The 14,861-nt window shown below is 64.3% G+C and carries 11 protein-coding genes; 6 read left to right on the top strand and 5 right to left on the bottom strand.

Features of this window, described 5'->3' with window-relative positions; translation table 11 throughout:
- Positions 1 to 3 precede the first annotated feature (3 nt).
- Positions 4 to 1,404 carry a homospermidine synthase gene (locus ACQY4Y_RS09580; RefSeq protein ID WP_428490314.1) on the top strand — a complete coding sequence of 467 codons (1,401 nt, stop codon included), beginning with the start codon at positions 4 to 6 and terminating at the stop codon, positions 1,402 to 1,404.
- A 14-nt stretch (positions 1,405 to 1,418) separates the two neighbouring features.
- Here the strand turns inward: ACQY4Y_RS09580 and ACQY4Y_RS09575 are convergent, their stop codons facing one another.
- Complete coding sequence (locus tag ACQY4Y_RS09575) at positions 1,419 to 2,684, bottom strand: MFS transporter (protein WP_428490313.1); 1,266 nt, start codon at positions 2,682 to 2,684, stop codon at positions 1,419 to 1,421.
- 101 nt (positions 2,685 to 2,785) lie between these two features.
- Between ACQY4Y_RS09575 and ACQY4Y_RS09570 the strand changes: the two genes are divergently transcribed.
- The 5 genes from ACQY4Y_RS09570 to ACQY4Y_RS09550 all read left to right on the top strand — a co-directional run bounded on the left by ACQY4Y_RS09570 (position 2,786) and on the right by ACQY4Y_RS09550 (position 9,265).
- Complete coding sequence (locus ACQY4Y_RS09570; RefSeq protein ID WP_428490312.1) at positions 2,786 to 3,526, top strand: maleate cis-trans isomerase family protein; 741 nt, start codon at positions 2,786 to 2,788, stop codon at positions 3,524 to 3,526.
- Between the two features lie 46 nt (positions 3,527 to 3,572).
- Complete coding sequence (locus ACQY4Y_RS09565; RefSeq protein ID WP_428490311.1) at positions 3,573 to 4,526, top strand: D-2-hydroxyacid dehydrogenase family protein; 954 nt, start codon at positions 3,573 to 3,575, stop codon at positions 4,524 to 4,526.
- A gap of 271 nt (positions 4,527 to 4,797) precedes the next feature.
- Positions 4,798 to 6,843, top strand: coding sequence for an ATP-binding protein (locus ACQY4Y_RS09560; RefSeq protein WP_428490310.1), 2,046 nt, complete (start codon positions 4,798 to 4,800; stop codon positions 6,841 to 6,843).
- 47 nt (positions 6,844 to 6,890) lie between these two features.
- Positions 6,891 to 8,927, top strand: a complete 2,037-nt coding sequence (locus ACQY4Y_RS09555) for an alpha/beta hydrolase domain-containing protein (protein WP_428490309.1) — start codon at positions 6,891 to 6,893, stop codon at positions 8,925 to 8,927.
- The gene (locus ACQY4Y_RS09550) at positions 8,924 to 9,265 is read left to right on the top strand and encodes an EthD family reductase (protein ID WP_428490308.1); all 342 of its coding nucleotides are present in this window, start codon (positions 8,924 to 8,926) and stop codon (positions 9,263 to 9,265) included. The genes ACQY4Y_RS09555 and ACQY4Y_RS09550 overlap by 4 nt, the downstream gene beginning before the upstream one ends.
- On the opposite strand, the gene ACQY4Y_RS09545 is transcribed toward ACQY4Y_RS09550, so the two are convergent.
- From ACQY4Y_RS09545 to ACQY4Y_RS09530, 4 genes are all read right to left on the bottom strand, one after another.
- Positions 9,246 to 9,767 (bottom strand): hypothetical protein, encoded by a 522-nt coding sequence (locus tag ACQY4Y_RS09545; RefSeq protein WP_428490307.1) that lies wholly within the window; start codon positions 9,765 to 9,767, stop codon positions 9,246 to 9,248. The two genes, ACQY4Y_RS09550 and ACQY4Y_RS09545, sit on opposite strands and share 20 nt — an antisense overlap.
- Positions 9,768 to 9,785: 18 nt before the next feature.
- Entirely contained in the window at positions 9,786 to 10,202 is a 417-nt protein-coding gene (locus tag ACQY4Y_RS09540; RefSeq protein ID WP_428490306.1) for a hypothetical protein, read from the bottom strand.
- Between the two features lie 298 nt (positions 10,203 to 10,500).
- On the bottom strand, positions 10,501 to 11,427 hold the full coding sequence (locus ACQY4Y_RS09535; protein ID WP_428490305.1) for a response regulator: 927 nt from the start codon (positions 11,425 to 11,427) through the stop codon (positions 10,501 to 10,503).
- A 1-nt stretch (position 11,428) separates the two neighbouring features.
- Entirely contained in the window at positions 11,429 to 14,797 is a 3,369-nt protein-coding gene (locus ACQY4Y_RS09530) for a hybrid sensor histidine kinase/response regulator (protein ID WP_428490304.1), read from the bottom strand.
- Positions 14,798 to 14,861 lie beyond the last annotated feature (64 nt).

Here is a 14,861-nt window from a genome sequence, read left to right as displayed (position 1 = left end):
GCGATGCGACACGTCGGCTTCGACGGCCGCCTGGTGATGCTGGGCTTTGGCAGCATCGGCCAAGGCGTGCTGCCCCTGATCCTGCGTCACATCGACATGCCGCGCGAGCAGATCAGCATCGTGTCCGGCGACTCGCGCGGGCAGCAAGTCGCGGCGGAGAATGATGTCAGCTTTACCGTCACACCGCTGACCCGCGACAATTTTAGCGGCGTGCTGACCGCGCTGCTACGGCCCGGCGACATGCTGTTGAACCTGAGCGTCGATGTTTCATCGGTCGCGCTGATCGCGTTCTGTCAGCAGCGAGGCGCGCTGTATCTGGATACCTGCATCGAGCCGTGGGCCGGGGGCTACACCGACCCGTCGCTGACGCCATCGCAACGGTCGAATTATGCCTTGCGGGAAAGCGCCCTGGCACTCGCCGGCGGGGACGGCCCGACGGCGGTACTTACACACGGCGCCAACCCGGGCCTGGTGTCCCATTTCGTCAAACAGGCACTGCTTAATCTTGCCCGCGATACGGGTGTGGAGACAACCGTCCCCTCGAACCGCCAGGATTGGGCAGCGTTGTCGCGAAGCCTTGATGTGAAGGTGATCCATATCGCCGAACGCGACACCCAGTCGTCGTCCATCAACAAACGGGCCGGCGAGTTCGTCAACACCTGGTCGATCGACGGCTTTGCCGGAGAAGGCTGCCAACCGGCTGAGCTTGGCTGGGGCACGCACGAGAAGACGCTGCCGGCGGATGCGCGTCAGCATGATTTCGGCGGTGGCGCGGCAATCTATCTGATGCGCCCCGGCGCCTCGACCCGGGTGCGAAGCTGGACGCCGATGGCGGGACCGCAGCACGGGTTCCTGATCACGCACAACGAATCTATCTCGATCGCCGATTACTACACCGTGGTTGAAGGGGGCGCCGTGCGTTACCGCCCGACGGTGCACTACGCCTATCATCCTTGCGACGACGCCGTCCTGTCGGTGCATGAGTTCGCCGGACGCAACTGGCAGCTTCAGCCCAGGCAGCGTCTGATGATGGATGAAATCGATGGCGGTGTCGACGAACTCGGCGTGCTGCTGATGGGGCATGCTCGAGGTGCGTACTGGTATGGCTCCCGCCTGTCGATCGAGCAGGCCCGAGCGCTGGCGCCGCACAACAACGCCACCAGCCTGCAGGTCACCGCCGCGGTGCTGGGTGGGCTGGTCTGGGCGATGGAGAATCCGCGGTCCGGCGTCGTCGAAGCCGATCACCTGGATCATGCGCGGGTGCTGCAGGTCGCCGAACCCTACCTGGGCGATATGGTCGGTGCTTACAGCGACTGGACGCCGCTGCTGGACCGGGGCCGGTTGTTCCCGGAACCGGTCGATGCGTCCTGCCCGTGGCAGTTCGGCAATTTCCGCGTGACGTGATTGCGCCGACTGGATTATTGCGGCAACGTTTCTTCACGCAGTTCGGCCACGGTGAACCAGACCCACACAAGGTTCACCGCCAGCAGCACCGTCGTTACCACGAACACGTAGCGGATGCCCAGGCTGGCCGCGACGCTGCCGCCGGTCAGCGGCCCCAGCGAATTGCCAAGGAACGTCGCTGACGACGTCATGCCATAGATCGTGCCGCGGTTTTCCCGCGACACGCTGCGGCCGATCAATGCGTTCGCGGTGGGCAGGATACCACCGATGAACAGCCCCACCGCGAAGCGCTCGGCCACGAAGGCCCAGTAGCTGCTGACGAAGATCTGCGGCGCGCTGGTCAGCGTGGCGCCCAGCAGGCAGATCAGCAGCACTCTGCGATAGCCGATTATATCGCTGCGCTTGCCGAGGAACGGCGACGACACCAGGTCGGCCAAGCCGGTCACCGAAAACGCAATTCCCGACAGCGTGGCAATTTCCGGTGGCGACCCGATCAGATGCTGCACGAAAAGGGTCACCACCGGCTGCACGGTTCGAACGCTGAACTGCGCCATCAGCAGCACCATGAACAAGGCGAGCAGGCTCGCCGAACCGGTCAACAGCCGCAGGCCGGAGATAATGGATTTCGACGGGCCGGTCTGCTTCGGCGGGGTGAAATTCTCGTGCACGGTCGCCCAGACCAGGGCCAGCGCCGCCAGCGTGACCGCTCCGGTGCAAAAGAACGGCACCCGGTAGCTGCCGGTGATGTCGGCCAGGCCGCCGCCAAGCACCGGGCCGATCAGCGATCCGACCAATTGACCGGTGCTCAGCCAGCCAAGGGCGTAGCCCAGCCGGCGCTCCGGCACCTGGCTGGCAACCAGGGCGATGGCGGCGGATGAGAAACCCGCAAAGGCGCCCATCACCGCGCGCGCACCAAAGAACCACCAGACATTGGTTGCCAGTCCCATCGCCGCGGTGAAAATTCCAATCGCCGCGCTGGATCGGATCAGCGACAGTTTTCGACCGTGCTTGTCGGCCACGCGGCCCCAGATCGGGGAGGCGAATGCCGCGACGAAAGAGGTCGCGCCGGTGATCACCCCGGCCCAGAGATCGACGCCTCGCGTGGTGGTGACGCCGAGTTGCGGCAGCATCAGCGGGATGATCGGACTGAGAAAGCTGATCGATGCCGTCATGACGAACTGGATACCGACCATCGCCCATAGCGTGCGCTGCCAGCCTCCGTCGCTTGTCCTGATCCTGGTTTGGTGCTGCTCCCCGCGGTTTTCAGGCGTTTCACTCATTCGTTGACATGCTAACGGAACGGCGCCGGATGGAAAGGCCGGTTTGACAATGGACGAGATGTTGGGGAAAAATGCCTTGATACGCAGGGAGGGAAAAGGTCATGCCAGTGCGCCAGGACCGGCCCGAAAGCAACCAGCGACGGATCGGGCTGCTGCTTCCTTCATCCAACACCACGCAGGAGCCGGAATTCGCCCGTATCCTGCCGGACGGCGTCACCTTGCACATCGCTCGGCTGCCATTGCGCACGGTCGAGGCATCGTCTACCGAACGGATCGTCGAGGACATCGAGACCGAAAGCCGGAAGCTCGCGGATGCCGATGTCGATGCCATCGTGCTGGCCGCGACTGCGCCGAGTTGTCGCAACGGAATCGGATACGATAAAGAATTGATCCAGCGGATTGAGTCCGCTTCGGGCCGCAAGGCGACAACCGCCTCGACCGGGTTGATCCAGGCCCTGCGGGTATTGGATGTGAACCGCTTGGTGATCGCGGCGCCTTGGAGCGACGAGACCAACGCGACGGCGGCGGCGTTCATCGAGGCCAACGGATTTCGGGTGCTTGCCCAGCAGGCTATGGGGCATGTCGACAACCTGGAGATCGGCAGGCTGGATGAACAGACCGCCTTCGATATGGGTGTCGCGGTCGATCAGCCGGACGCGGAGGCGGTGTTGCTGGCATGCGGGAACTGGCTGACGCTGGGCATCGTGGATCGCCTGGAATCAGCGATCGGCAAGCCGGTGCTGACGACCAATCAGGTCAGCCTTTGGGCCGCGCTTACTCTGGCTGGCTATCATGCACCGGTGTTTGGCTGGGGACGCCTGCTGCGGGAATACACCGCCTGATCAACGACGTTCGGATCCGTCCCGGCAGCCTATTTCTGGAGCAGTGATGAAAATAGTCATTCCGGACGATTATCAGGATGTCGTCCATCGATTGTCCTGCTTTTCGCTGCTCGCTGGCCATGACGTGGTTCGTTACCGCGAACCGGCGGCCGATCCGGACCAACTTGTCGAGCGACTTCACCCGGCCGAGGTCATCGTCGCGATTCGCGAGCGGGTCAGCTTTTCCCGAACGCTGATCGAGCGTTTGCCGAACCTGCGCCTGATCGCATTGGTCGGGCGAGCGGCGACAACGATCGATCATGCCGCCTGCCGGGAGCGCAACATCCTGGTGTCCCACGGCGCCAGCAATTCGCCGATCGCGCCGGCGGAACTGACCATTGCGTTGATCGTTGCGGCGCGCCGTAACGTCGCGTTGGAAGCGGAACGGATGCGTCGGGGTGACTGGCCATGCACGCTTTCGCATCGATTGTCGGGTAACAGGCTTGGCATTTTCGGCCTTGGCGCGATCGGATCGATCGTCGCCCGAGCCGGGGCCGGCATGGGCATGCACCCCTTGATCTGGGGGCGCGACGGGTCGGCCGCCAAAGCCAAGGCCGCCGGGTATGAGTTTGCCGCCAACCAAGCCGATTTGTTCGAACGCTCCGACGTGCTTTCGTTGCACGTCCGTTTACGTGCCGACACGCGTGGCATCGTCGGGCCGGACGATTTGGCACGGATGAAACCAACCTCGCTCCTGGTCAACACATCACGCGCCGAACTGATCCAGCCAAGCGCGCTGCTGACGGGCCTGCGCAATGGCCGCCCCGGCTACGCCGCGGTCGACGTTTACGAGAAAGAGCCTGTTCGCAACGGCGAACATCCGTTTCTGTCGATGCCCAACGTGGTGTGCACTCCACATCTCGGCTGGGCCGAATGGGACAACTTCGAGCTCTACTTCGGCGAATGCTTCGAGCAGATACTGGCTTATGCCGGCGGCTTACCGTCGCGGGTCGCCAACTAAATTTGACGAGTTTCTACCGCCACGATCACGAAACAGCGAGGATATATGCTCCGCCCGCGTGTTTGTGATAACGCTCAACTCGATTTTGATTGAAGGGTCCGGAAGACAGCACATGAGCAGGCAGGCCGCGTGGCCGCTCTTCCGTCCCCTGACCCCGGTGAGCGCGGCGCTTCGGGTCGTGTCCGGGGTCATTTTACTGCTGGTGGCGGGCGCTGCCTGCCATGAAGTAGACGCAAGTCGCAAGGCGCTCATTTCGGACACGGAGCGACAAATGGCTCGGCTGGACATGGTCTTTGCCGAGCAGACTGGGCGCGCGGTCGAGGCGGTGGATTTGCTGGTGATGGGCGCGCAGGAGACCGTGCAGGCCCAACTGCCGCGTCTGGAAGGGGTCGATGAGATGCTCCGGCGCCGGATCCGGGGCGTGCGCCAACTCGCCGCCATCTTGATCGTCAACGCCGCGGGTCGGCCGATTGCATCCACCGATCCAGACAGAGCGACGACCCCGCCGAACCTTGTTGCGGCACTATTGACCCGCTACCGTGCGGATCCTCGTGCCGCCATGCTGATCAGTCCGCCGTTTCGTGTCGCCGATGATCGATGGAACGCATTGCTCGCGCATCCGATCTGGGCGGCCGATGGGACGCTGAGCGGCGTGGCGATCGGTTCGATCAATCTGGCTTACTTCGAGGATTTCTACCGCGCCGTCGAATTGAACGAGAACGGGGCGATCGTCCTTACTCTGCGCGATGGAACGGTGCTGGCCCGGTTTCCCCACGTCGACACAACGATCGGTACCAGTTTCGGAAACTTGCCGCCGTTCACCGAAGTATTGGCACATGGCTTGGCGGGAACCCTGGTCATGCCCAGCCCCGTCGATGGCAGCACGCGGATTACCGCGATCAGGGCGCTTCGAGCGTTTCCGCTGGTGGTGATGGTTTCCGTGGAGCAAGGACGGATTCTGTCCGACTGGCGGCGCGAGGCCCTGGCCCTGGTCGCCGGTGCGCTATCGCTGGGCGGTGCCGTCGTCGTGCTGCTGCTGTCGCTGTCGCGCAGGTCGCATGACGTCGAGCAATTGCTGGCAGAGACCCACGCGGCGCACGACAGGGCGGAACAGACCAAGGATCGGCTGCTGGAGCAGATCGCCGAACGGGAGAGGGCCGAGGGGGAGTTGCGCCAGGCACAACGCATCGAGGCGATCGGTCAATTGACCGGCGGCGTCGCGCACGATTTCAACAACCTGCTGACCGTGGTGCTGGGCAATGTCGAAATCCTGCAGCGGCGAGCGATGCGGCACGATACGTCCGGGCTGGCGGATCGGCTGGCGGCGATACGCGCGGCGGCGGAGCGGGGTGCCACGTTGACCGGCCACTTGCTGGCGTTCGCGCGTCGGCAGCCGCTGTTGCCCAGGGCAATCGACCTGAACGCGGCCATCCACGGCATGCGAGACCTGCTGGATAGCGCCTTGGGCCTGGGGACTCAGATCAGCCTGCGCCTCGCCGACGATCTGTGGCCGACCATGGCGGATCAAAGCCAGATCGAGTTGGTCATTCTGAACCTTGTATTGAACGCGCGCGACGCCATGCCTGACGGTGGTATCATAACCATTGAAACGACCAACCACATGCTTGAGCGAGCCAGGTTTGCCGATGGACCTCCGGCTGGCGATTACGTCAGGGTCATCATCAGGGATACCGGTATCGGCATTCCGCCGGAAATCATCGGCCGAGTGTTCGAGCCGTTCTTTACCACCAAGCCGTTTGGCGTCGGATCCGGCCTGGGACTTTCCCAGGTGTTTGGCACCACCCGGCAGTCCGGCGGGGAGGTTCAAATCGAGTCGGCGATCGGCCGCGGCACGGCTGTAATCGTCGATCTGCCGCGCGCCGGCACGATGCCCTTGCTCCAATCATCCGATTCGCGGCCGGAATCGCTGACCGGCACAAGTGCGACGATCCTGCTGGTCGATGATGACGATCAGGTGCGAGCGGTGACGGCCGCGATGCTGCAGGACCTTGGATACAACGTGCGCCATGTCGATTGTGGCGAAGCCGCCCTTATGGTGATGGCTCAGGATGCCGCGATCGACATCCTGCTGACCGATCTGGTCATGCCCGGAATGACCGGATCCCGACTTGCCGCGTTGGCAAGAGCACAACTGCCGGATCTTTCGGTCGTCTTCATCTCGGGTTACGCCGATGAGATCGAGAGCGCGCTGGAGCCTGGCGATCGAGTGATCCGCAAGCCGTTTGCCGCCGCCGACCTGTACCGAACCGTCGAGGCGGCGCTTGGGGAGCGGCAGCGCGTTTCCTCCAACGCTTGAGCCGCCGCCATCGGTCGCGCAGACTGGCCGGGTGGAGGAGACCCGGCATGGCAGGCACGCTTGAGATTCGCATCGACGATCGGCGTCCATTCGCCGGCGGGCACGCGTTCGACGAAGTCGGGGCCTATGAGAGACTGACCGGACGGGTTCTGTTTGCCGTCGATCCCCTGGCCCAAGCCCAGGCGGATGTCGTCGACATCGGCCGGGCGCCGCGCGACCCGGACGGATCGGTGCGGTTCGAGGCGGACCTGATGCTGCTGAAGCCGCTGGGTGGCGGCAACCGGCGAGTGCTGTTCGACTATGGCAATCGCGGGAACAAACGAGCGTTGCAATTTTTTAACGATGCGATGCACAGCAACGAGCCGCTGACGCTGGACCATGCCGGCAACGGCTTCCTGATGCGGCGCGGCTACGCGCTCGCCTGGTTGGCGTGGGAGGGCGATATCCTGCCCGGAGACGGCCGCATGGTTCTCGATGTGCCGGTGGCAACCGATAACGGCGTGGCGATCACCGGGCGAGTACGCACCGAGATCATCGTCGACAAGCCCTCGGGCCCGAGCATGCCGCTGAGCGGCCGGTTGGCGGCGCACTCCTATCCGGTCGCTTCCCGCGACAAGCGTGATGCGATACTGACAAGACGGCGGTATCCGTACGACACACCTGAACCCGTTGCAGCCTCAGAGTGGGATTTCGCGCTTGAGATAAGCGGTGCGGGCACCGAGGCGACAACCCTGGAACGCGCGATCGTTCCCGCCGACGGTTTCATTCACTACCGGCCGGGATTCGAACCCGGCTGGATCTACGAACTGATCTATACCGCGCGCGACCCGAAATTGATGGGCCTGGGCCACGTTGCGGTGCGCGACTTTGTCAGTTTCGTCAAATACGCGGACGGTAGCGGCAACCCCCTGGCCGGAATCCGGCAGGCGTATGCCTGGGGCCGGTCGCAAACCGGGCGTTGCCTGCGGGATTTCGTCTATCGAGGCTACAATGCGGACGCCGCGGGGCGAAGGGTGTTCGACGGGGTGATGCCGCATGTCTCGGGTGCGGGGCGAAAGTGGTTGAACCATCGGTTCGCCAGCCCGATCGTTTCCGGCGGTCAGCAATACGAAGATCATTTCAATATCGCTGATTCATTTCCGTTTTCCTATGCGTGGTCGGTCGATCACCTTACCGGCCGTGAAGACGCAATCTTGAAACGACCAGAGACCGATCCGCTGGTGTTCCATACCCAGACCGCGACGGAGTACTGGGTGCGGCGCGGTTCGCTGGTGCACACTGATACGTTGGGCCACGATCTGCCTCAGCCGGCAACGGTGCGGGTTTATTGCTGGTCCAGTTCGCAACATTCGGCCAACCCGCTGCTGAAGGCGCCGGCCAAGGGGATCGGGCAGAACCTGTCCAACACGGTCGCCACGTCGATGTTGTTCAGGGCGCTGCTGGATGCGATGGATCGATGGGCGACGGACGGCACCAAGCCACCCGACAGCCGGTTTCCGATGCGCGCGGACGGTACGCTGGTGGAATATGCCCGCTGGCGCCGGCAGTTTCCGACGATCCCGGGTGTGATGGTTCTGGCGGAGCCGAATGCACTGCCGCTGCTGGACTTTGGACCCGACGCCGACCGCGGGATACTGCGCGAACCACCGGTGATGGTCCGAGGCCGGAACGACCCGGATGGCGGACCGGGGCTGCGCTATACCGTGCTGGTGCCTGCGGTCGACAAGGACGGCAACGACATCGCCGGCGTCCGAGCCCCGATGGTGAACGCGCCGCTGGGGACCTATACCGGATGGAATCCGCGGAGCCGCGGTCACGGGCACGGCGTGCAATGGAAGTTCGAGGGCAGTTACATACCATTTCCGGAGACGCCGGCCGAACGATTGGCGACCGGCGATCCGCGACTTTCAGTCGCGGAACGTTATTCCGACTGGCGCGGCTACGTCGCGGCCATCACCAGAGCCGCCGAGGAACTGGTCGCCGCCGACCTTATGCTGGAGGAAGACGTGGCGCGCTGTGCGGCCGCGGCCGAACGATGGGACCCGGCAAGGCATGTCGTCAGCATCGGAGGAGAACGCGAATGATAAAACTACTGAGCCTTCTGACGCGAAAGGAGGGGATCACTCACGCCGAGTTCGTGCGCCATTGGTTCGACGTCCATGCCCCGCTGGCGCACCACGTTCCCGGCATCCGACGCTATGTCCAGTCGCACATCACCGAGAGCCGCTCGCGCCCCGACATTCCGGATACCGACCTGGAGGTCGATGGTATCGCCGAGCTTTGGTACGACAACCTGGCGAGTTTCGAGCAAGCAAGCACGACGGCGGAAATGAAGGCGCTGACCGACGACGGAGCGCTGTTCATCGGCCGGATAAAGACCTACCTGATCGAGGAGCGGCAGATCATTCCGCCGCTCGGCTGAGCGTGACCGCCTCGTACGGGAAGCGCTTCACCATCGCCATGTTCAGGCCTTCGATCCGCAACAGCCGGGTGTCACCCTTGCGTTCGGGCGAGTGCAGCACGCCGACATCGTAAAGATAAGCGTCGCCAGGCTTCATGACGTAGTCATGGTTCGCGACCGCCTTGCCTGGACTGCCGTCGGCGGGACGGGCGACACAATCCCAGTCCGTCATGATCGTCTCGCCATCGGCCTGACCATAGATCGCCCAGGACGGACCATGGTCATGTGGCTTGCTGCCCTTTGCCCCGACATAGCCGTGGGCCAGGATGGCGAACCCCAGCTCGGCGTCTTCATACAACAGATGTCGTTCGGGCGTGCCCGGCGGGATGTAGGTCGCGATGAAAGCCGGATCTGCCAGGGCCTGCTCGACCAGCTTGCGCACCTGTTCCCGCCCCGGCGTTCCGGGCTGGCCCTTCAATGCGGCATGACAGTCGGCGGCGAACTTCTCCAGTGTGATGGCCACGGCGGATTCCTCCTGCGATTATCGACGATAGGGATAGCAACTGCCTCGGTCGAGGGTGATGCCGAAATGGGCACCGAGCGCCGCGATCGCGTCGGCATGCTCTGGGTACGGGTCGGCATTGCCGGGTCCAACAATGATGCACCCGCCGCTGGGCTTGGCGTTCGGCGGTAGCATGGCGGTCGCCAGTGCGGCGCCGTCCTGGTCTCGCAGCGTCAGGAACAGCGGCATCGATCGCCTGATATGGGCTTCCTTGTTGATGTCCTGCTCGATGAATACCGAGGTTGTCGGATGGAAGGCATCGATCGCGCGTTCGCGTTCGCGGCGGTAGTGCTTTTCCACCGCGTGATGCATCTCGAGCGATTCAGACACCGCCTCGCCTTCGGTCAGAAGGCGGAACCAGGTCCGGGTGCGTGGCGCGTCGCAGACATACTCCATGCTCGATCCTCGTGGCTTGGATTGGTCTGAAACGTGAGCATAGGATGGAACCGGCTGGTGATCAAACCGCCGGGCTGTCGGGTCGCATTATTGAGCGGGTGTGACTTTCGTTCGGGGACTTGGCGGAGAGGCGGGTCAGCAAGGCGCCTCCAAGGAGGCTTGCAAAGGGTCACGCTGCATCTGTTGCGACCCACGCCAGGACGGCCCAGCGCCTGGGCTTCCTGTGCCAGGGCAATGTGCTGACAGAGACAATCCCATATCGGCCCGCCAGCCGGTCGTTACCTGGCGACCGTCAAGTTTACAACGCCCCTTCATTAGCCAGCGCATGCAGCGTCAGCGCGACCGCGGAAGCCCGGTTCTCGACGCCGAGTTTGGCATAGATCTGTTCAAGATGCTTGTTCACGGTACGTGGTCTGAGACCCAGTATCTCGGCGATATCCCGATTGGACTTGCCGCGTGATAGCCAGAGCAGCACTTCAGCTTCACGGCGCGTCACCTTCAGCCTCGCATGGATCCGTGCCTCATCCCGGGTGGGCTGAGCCTCGGCGATACGCATCAGGATTTCGTCGCCGCCCAGCCGGCCCACCAGACGGATATCCACGCTCGCGGCGCCACCCGCTGCCGCCGGACATTCCACCGCACCGGCCGAGATGGCTAGCCGCAGCAGTTCGGTATGACCGTCCTCGCCGGACGTCTGCCCGCGTTCGGCGCCATGCGTCCGTGCGAGCAGCCGCGTGGCGGTCGGGGTGGCCCAGCGAAGCCTGCCCTGCGGATCGGTGGCGAACAACGCCTGGCCCGCTGCGTCGATTGCTGCGTGAGCGCTGGCGACCAGCTGCGCCCCTGCCAGATGCACACGGATGCGCGCCACCAGCTCGCGTGGTACGACCGGCTTGGTCACGTAATCCACCCCGCCGGCCTCCAGCCCCCGGATCACGTGGTCGGTGTCACTGAGACCCGTCATGAAAATCACCGGTATGGTTGCCGCGCGCGGCACGCGCTTCAGCCGCCGGCATGTCTCGAACCCGTCAAGCTCCGGCATGACCGCGTCCATCAGGACCAGGTCCGGCCGATGCGCTTGCACGATAGCCAGCGCCCGGTCACCCCGCAGTGCCACCAGAATGGTGAACCGTTCGTTCTCAAGCGCTTCGGTCAAGAAGCCCAACGTGCCCGGGTCGTCGTCGACGATCAGCACCGTGGCACCGGATGGGATGTCAGCCTGCGGCATCTCAACCCGACCGGGCACGCACGGAATCGACGATCTCCGCGAGTTCGTCCAGGCGGAAGTCGGTCAGCGCGCCGCGCATCTGGCCAATCACGTCGCACCCGGTCGTGCCATCAGCATCCAGCTCGTTCAGCAACGTTCGCAGTGCCCGCACATGGCCGATCCGCACAAGACGTCCCAGTTCATCCAGACGCGCGATCAGCGGCACCGGGACCGGTGTATCGGCGATCGCCGAACCATCCGCATCGAGCGCGAAGGCCTCCTCGATCCACTGCAGGCCCAGGCGCTGGCCGATGGTTTCGACAAACGCTGCCAAGTCGAGCGGCTTGGAGAGAAATCCATCATGCAACGGACGTTCGCCATACCACTGCGCCTCCTCATGCGGGTGCGCCGAAACGATCAGGATCGGCGTCATGTCGAAGCCGGCTTCTCGCAACAGCGTGGCAAGGCGCCAGCCGTCCATTTCCGGCATCGACAGATCCAGGATGAACCCATCCGGCTGGTGCTCGGCCGCCAGACGCAGGCAGCTTGCACCATCCCGCACTGTCAGCAGTTCGAACCCCAACGGCGATAGGGTCTCTTCTAGAAGAGCGCGATGCGTCGGGTCGTCGTCCGCCGCGATCAGTACGCGGCGCCGCCCTCGGTAGCCAACGATCCGACGCCGCTTCGTCGGGGACGTCGGCGCACTGGGTACCTCAGGCAGCAGCAGCCGGACGCGGAACTCGCTGCCTTCGTTCGGGCGGCTGGTAACGGAGATCTCGCCGCCGAGGATCTCGGTCAGCAGCTTGGTGATGGTCAGGCCCAGGCCGATGCCCGGCAGCGACGGCTGGCCGGCGTGCTCAATGCGTTCAAACGGGTCATAGATTCGCTTCAGATCAGCCTCGCTGATTCCACGGCCGGTGTCGGCGATGGCGAATTCGGTCACCGCGCCGCGCCGGCGCACGCGCAGCGTAACACCACCGCGTGCGGTGAACTTCAGCGCATTGGACAGCAGATTGAGCAGGATCTGTCGCAGGCGGGTCTCGTCGGTGTGCACGACGGCGGGCAACGGCTGGCTGGCTTCAAAGCTGAAGCTGATGCCTTTCCCGGCCGCCTGAGGGCGGATCATGTCGACCAGCTGATCGAGGAACGCCTGCAGTCTGACCGCGCGCCGATCGATCTCGATTCGGCCCGCCTCGATCTTGGCGATGTCCAGCAGCCCGTCGATCAGCCCGGCCATGTGATCGCCGCTGCGGCGGATTGTGCGGATCGCCTCCCGGCGGTGGACCGGGATGGTGGAATCCAGCTCCAGGATCTGCGCATAGCCCAATACGGCGTTCAGCGGCGTGCGCAACTCGTGGCTGACACCGACAACAAACCGGCTTTTCGCAAGATTGGCCGCCTCGGCGGCTTCCTTGGCGCTTTGCAGCTTGGCGTCGGTGCGCCGGTGAGCATCGATCTCGCTCAACAGCAGCGTGGTCTGCCGTCGCGATTCAAGCTGCGCCGCGACACGGGTCTCGTGCGCCAGAACCAGCAGCCAGGAAGCAATCCCGGTGATGATCGTCAGCACGAAGAAGGCGCGCCACATGGCCAAAGCCAGAAGCGCGCGTCCTTCCGGGTTGTTCGTCGCGGCCTGCATGAAAGTCAGCAGCAGCAGGCAGCCGATCAGGCCGGTCGCGATCGAGAAGGTGCCGGCAAAGCGCAGCAGCGGCCCATTGAGATAGGGGCGCAGTGACCGCGGCACTCCCGCGTCAAGCATCGCGCGGAACTGCGCCGAGGAACGGCCGTGCGGCTTGCAGGCGTCATGGCACCGCGCGTCAAGCGAGCAGCATAGCGAGCAGATCACGCCGACATAGGCCGGGCAGTACGCGGTATCGGCAGTCTCGAAGGTGTTGCCGCACACCACGCATGGTTTGGCGAAGGCCTGCCTGTCCCAGGTTCTGCGCGGACGCCGGGCTAGGTAGAAGCGGCCATCGGTGGCCCACGCGATCAGTGGTGCGGTGGTGAACGCCAGCACCAGGGCGATGAATGGCGCGGCTGCGTGAGCCCCGACGCCGAAGCTGCCGAAATGCGCCGCGAGGCCGGTCAGCGTGGCCAGGACCATCGCGCCCACCCCGACCGGATTGATATCGTAAAGATGCGCCCGCTTGAAATCCAGCGTCTGCGGCGCCAGCCCTAGCGGTCGGATGACCACAAGATCGGCGACCAACGCCCCGACCCAGGCGCTGGCGAGGATGGAGAACAGCGCCAGGATCCGCTCGATCGCGCCGTACAGTCCGATCTCCATCAGCACCAGCGCGATCGCGACGTTGAACAGGACCCACACCACCCGGCCCGGGTGGCTGCGGGTCAGCCGCGAGAAGAAATTCGACCAGGCAATCGATCCGGCATAGGCGTTGGTGACGTTGATCTTCAACTGTGCCACCACCACCAGAGCCCCGGTTGCGACCAGGGCGCCCCAGCCGGGCAGGAACGCGCTGAAGGCCGACTGATACATGATGGCCGGCTGGGCCGCCTCGACCGTGGACAAGCCCGCCCGCATCGCCAGCCAGGCGAGCAGGGAGCCGGCGAACAGCTTTGCTGAGCCCGGAACGATCCAGCCGGGTCCAGCGACGATGACAGACAGCCACCACCGCCAGCGGCGACCGGCCACCGGTGGCGGCAGGAACCGCAGGAAATCGACCTGCTCGCCGACCTGCGCGATCAGCGCAACGATCACCGAGGCGGCTGCACCGAACCCGACCAGCGTGAACCGGCTGCCGGACGATCCAGGAAACTCGATCCAGTGGTGCAATTCCAGATGCCCGCAGGCGGCGAGCCCGATGAACGGCAGCAAGTTCAGGACGATCCAGATCGGTTGTGTCCAGCGCTGGAACGCGCTGATCATCGTAATCCCGTGGGTGACGATGGGGATCACCGCCAGCGACGCCAGCACGTAGCCGAGCATGAGTGGCACGCCCAGGCAGAGTTGCAACGCAGTCGCCAGGATCGAGGCTTCGATGGCGAAGAAGATGAAGGTGAACGTGGCATAGACCAACGAGGTCGCCGTCGATCCGATATAGCCGAAGCCGGAGCCGCGGGTGAGCAGATCGATATCCAGGCCACGGCGCGCCGCGGCCACGGAAATCGGCAGCGCGGTCAGAAAGATCAGCACGCTGACAACGCCGATAGCCGCCGCGGCATTGGCAAAGCCGTAGCGCAATGTGACGCCGCCGCCGATCGCCTCCAGCGCCAGGAACGAACTCGCCCCGAGCGCGGTGCTGGCGACACGCGCGCCGCTCCAGCGCCGTGCCGAAACAGACGCGAAACGAAGGGCGAAATCCTCGAGCGTCTGGTTGGCGACCCAGCGATTGTAGTCCCTTCGGGACGGGACGATTCGCTGCCGGATAGCCATGAAGGGGTTGTGTTCTCCCGCCTGCCTAGAACTTTCCGTCTCGGCTTTCCGTCCCACGCCCGTT

The sequence above is a fragment of the Rhodopila sp. genome (assembly GCF_965277165.1).
Classification (GTDB): Bacteria; Pseudomonadota; Alphaproteobacteria; order Acetobacterales; family Acetobacteraceae; genus Rhodopila.
Note: the sequence above shows the minus strand (reverse complement) of the source record. Positions and strands in the feature narration are given on the sequence as shown.

Excerpts from the sequence above, each read along its gene's own strand:
- ACQY4Y_RS09555 (WP_428490309.1), top strand. The coding sequence starts at position 6,891 with ATGGCAGGCACGCTTGAGATTCGCATCGACGATCGGCGTCCATTCGCC.
- ACQY4Y_RS09565 (WP_428490311.1), top strand. The coding sequence starts at position 3,573 with ATGAAAATAGTCATTCCGGACGATTATCAGGATGTCGTCCATCGATTG.
- ACQY4Y_RS09550 (WP_428490308.1), top strand. The coding sequence starts at position 8,924 with ATGATAAAACTACTGAGCCTTCTGACGCGAAAGGAGGGGATCACTCAC.
- ACQY4Y_RS09535 (WP_428490305.1), bottom strand. The coding sequence starts at position 11,427 with ATGCCGCAGGCTGACATCCCATCCGGTGCCACGGTGCTGATCGTCGAC.
- ACQY4Y_RS09540 (WP_428490306.1), bottom strand. The coding sequence starts at position 10,202 with ATGGAGTATGTCTGCGACGCGCCACGCACCCGGACCTGGTTCCGCCTT.
- ACQY4Y_RS09570 (WP_428490312.1), top strand. The coding sequence starts at position 2,786 with ATGCCAGTGCGCCAGGACCGGCCCGAAAGCAACCAGCGACGGATCGGG.
- ACQY4Y_RS09530 (WP_428490304.1), bottom strand. The coding sequence starts at position 14,797 with ATGGCTATCCGGCAGCGAATCGTCCCGTCCCGAAGGGACTACAATCGC.
- ACQY4Y_RS09580 (WP_428490314.1), top strand. The coding sequence starts at position 4 with ATGCGACACGTCGGCTTCGACGGCCGCCTGGTGATGCTGGGCTTTGGC.
- ACQY4Y_RS09560 (WP_428490310.1), top strand. The coding sequence starts at position 4,798 with ATGGCTCGGCTGGACATGGTCTTTGCCGAGCAGACTGGGCGCGCGGTC.
- ACQY4Y_RS09575 (WP_428490313.1), bottom strand. The coding sequence starts at position 2,684 with ATGAGTGAAACGCCTGAAAACCGCGGGGAGCAGCACCAAACCAGGATC.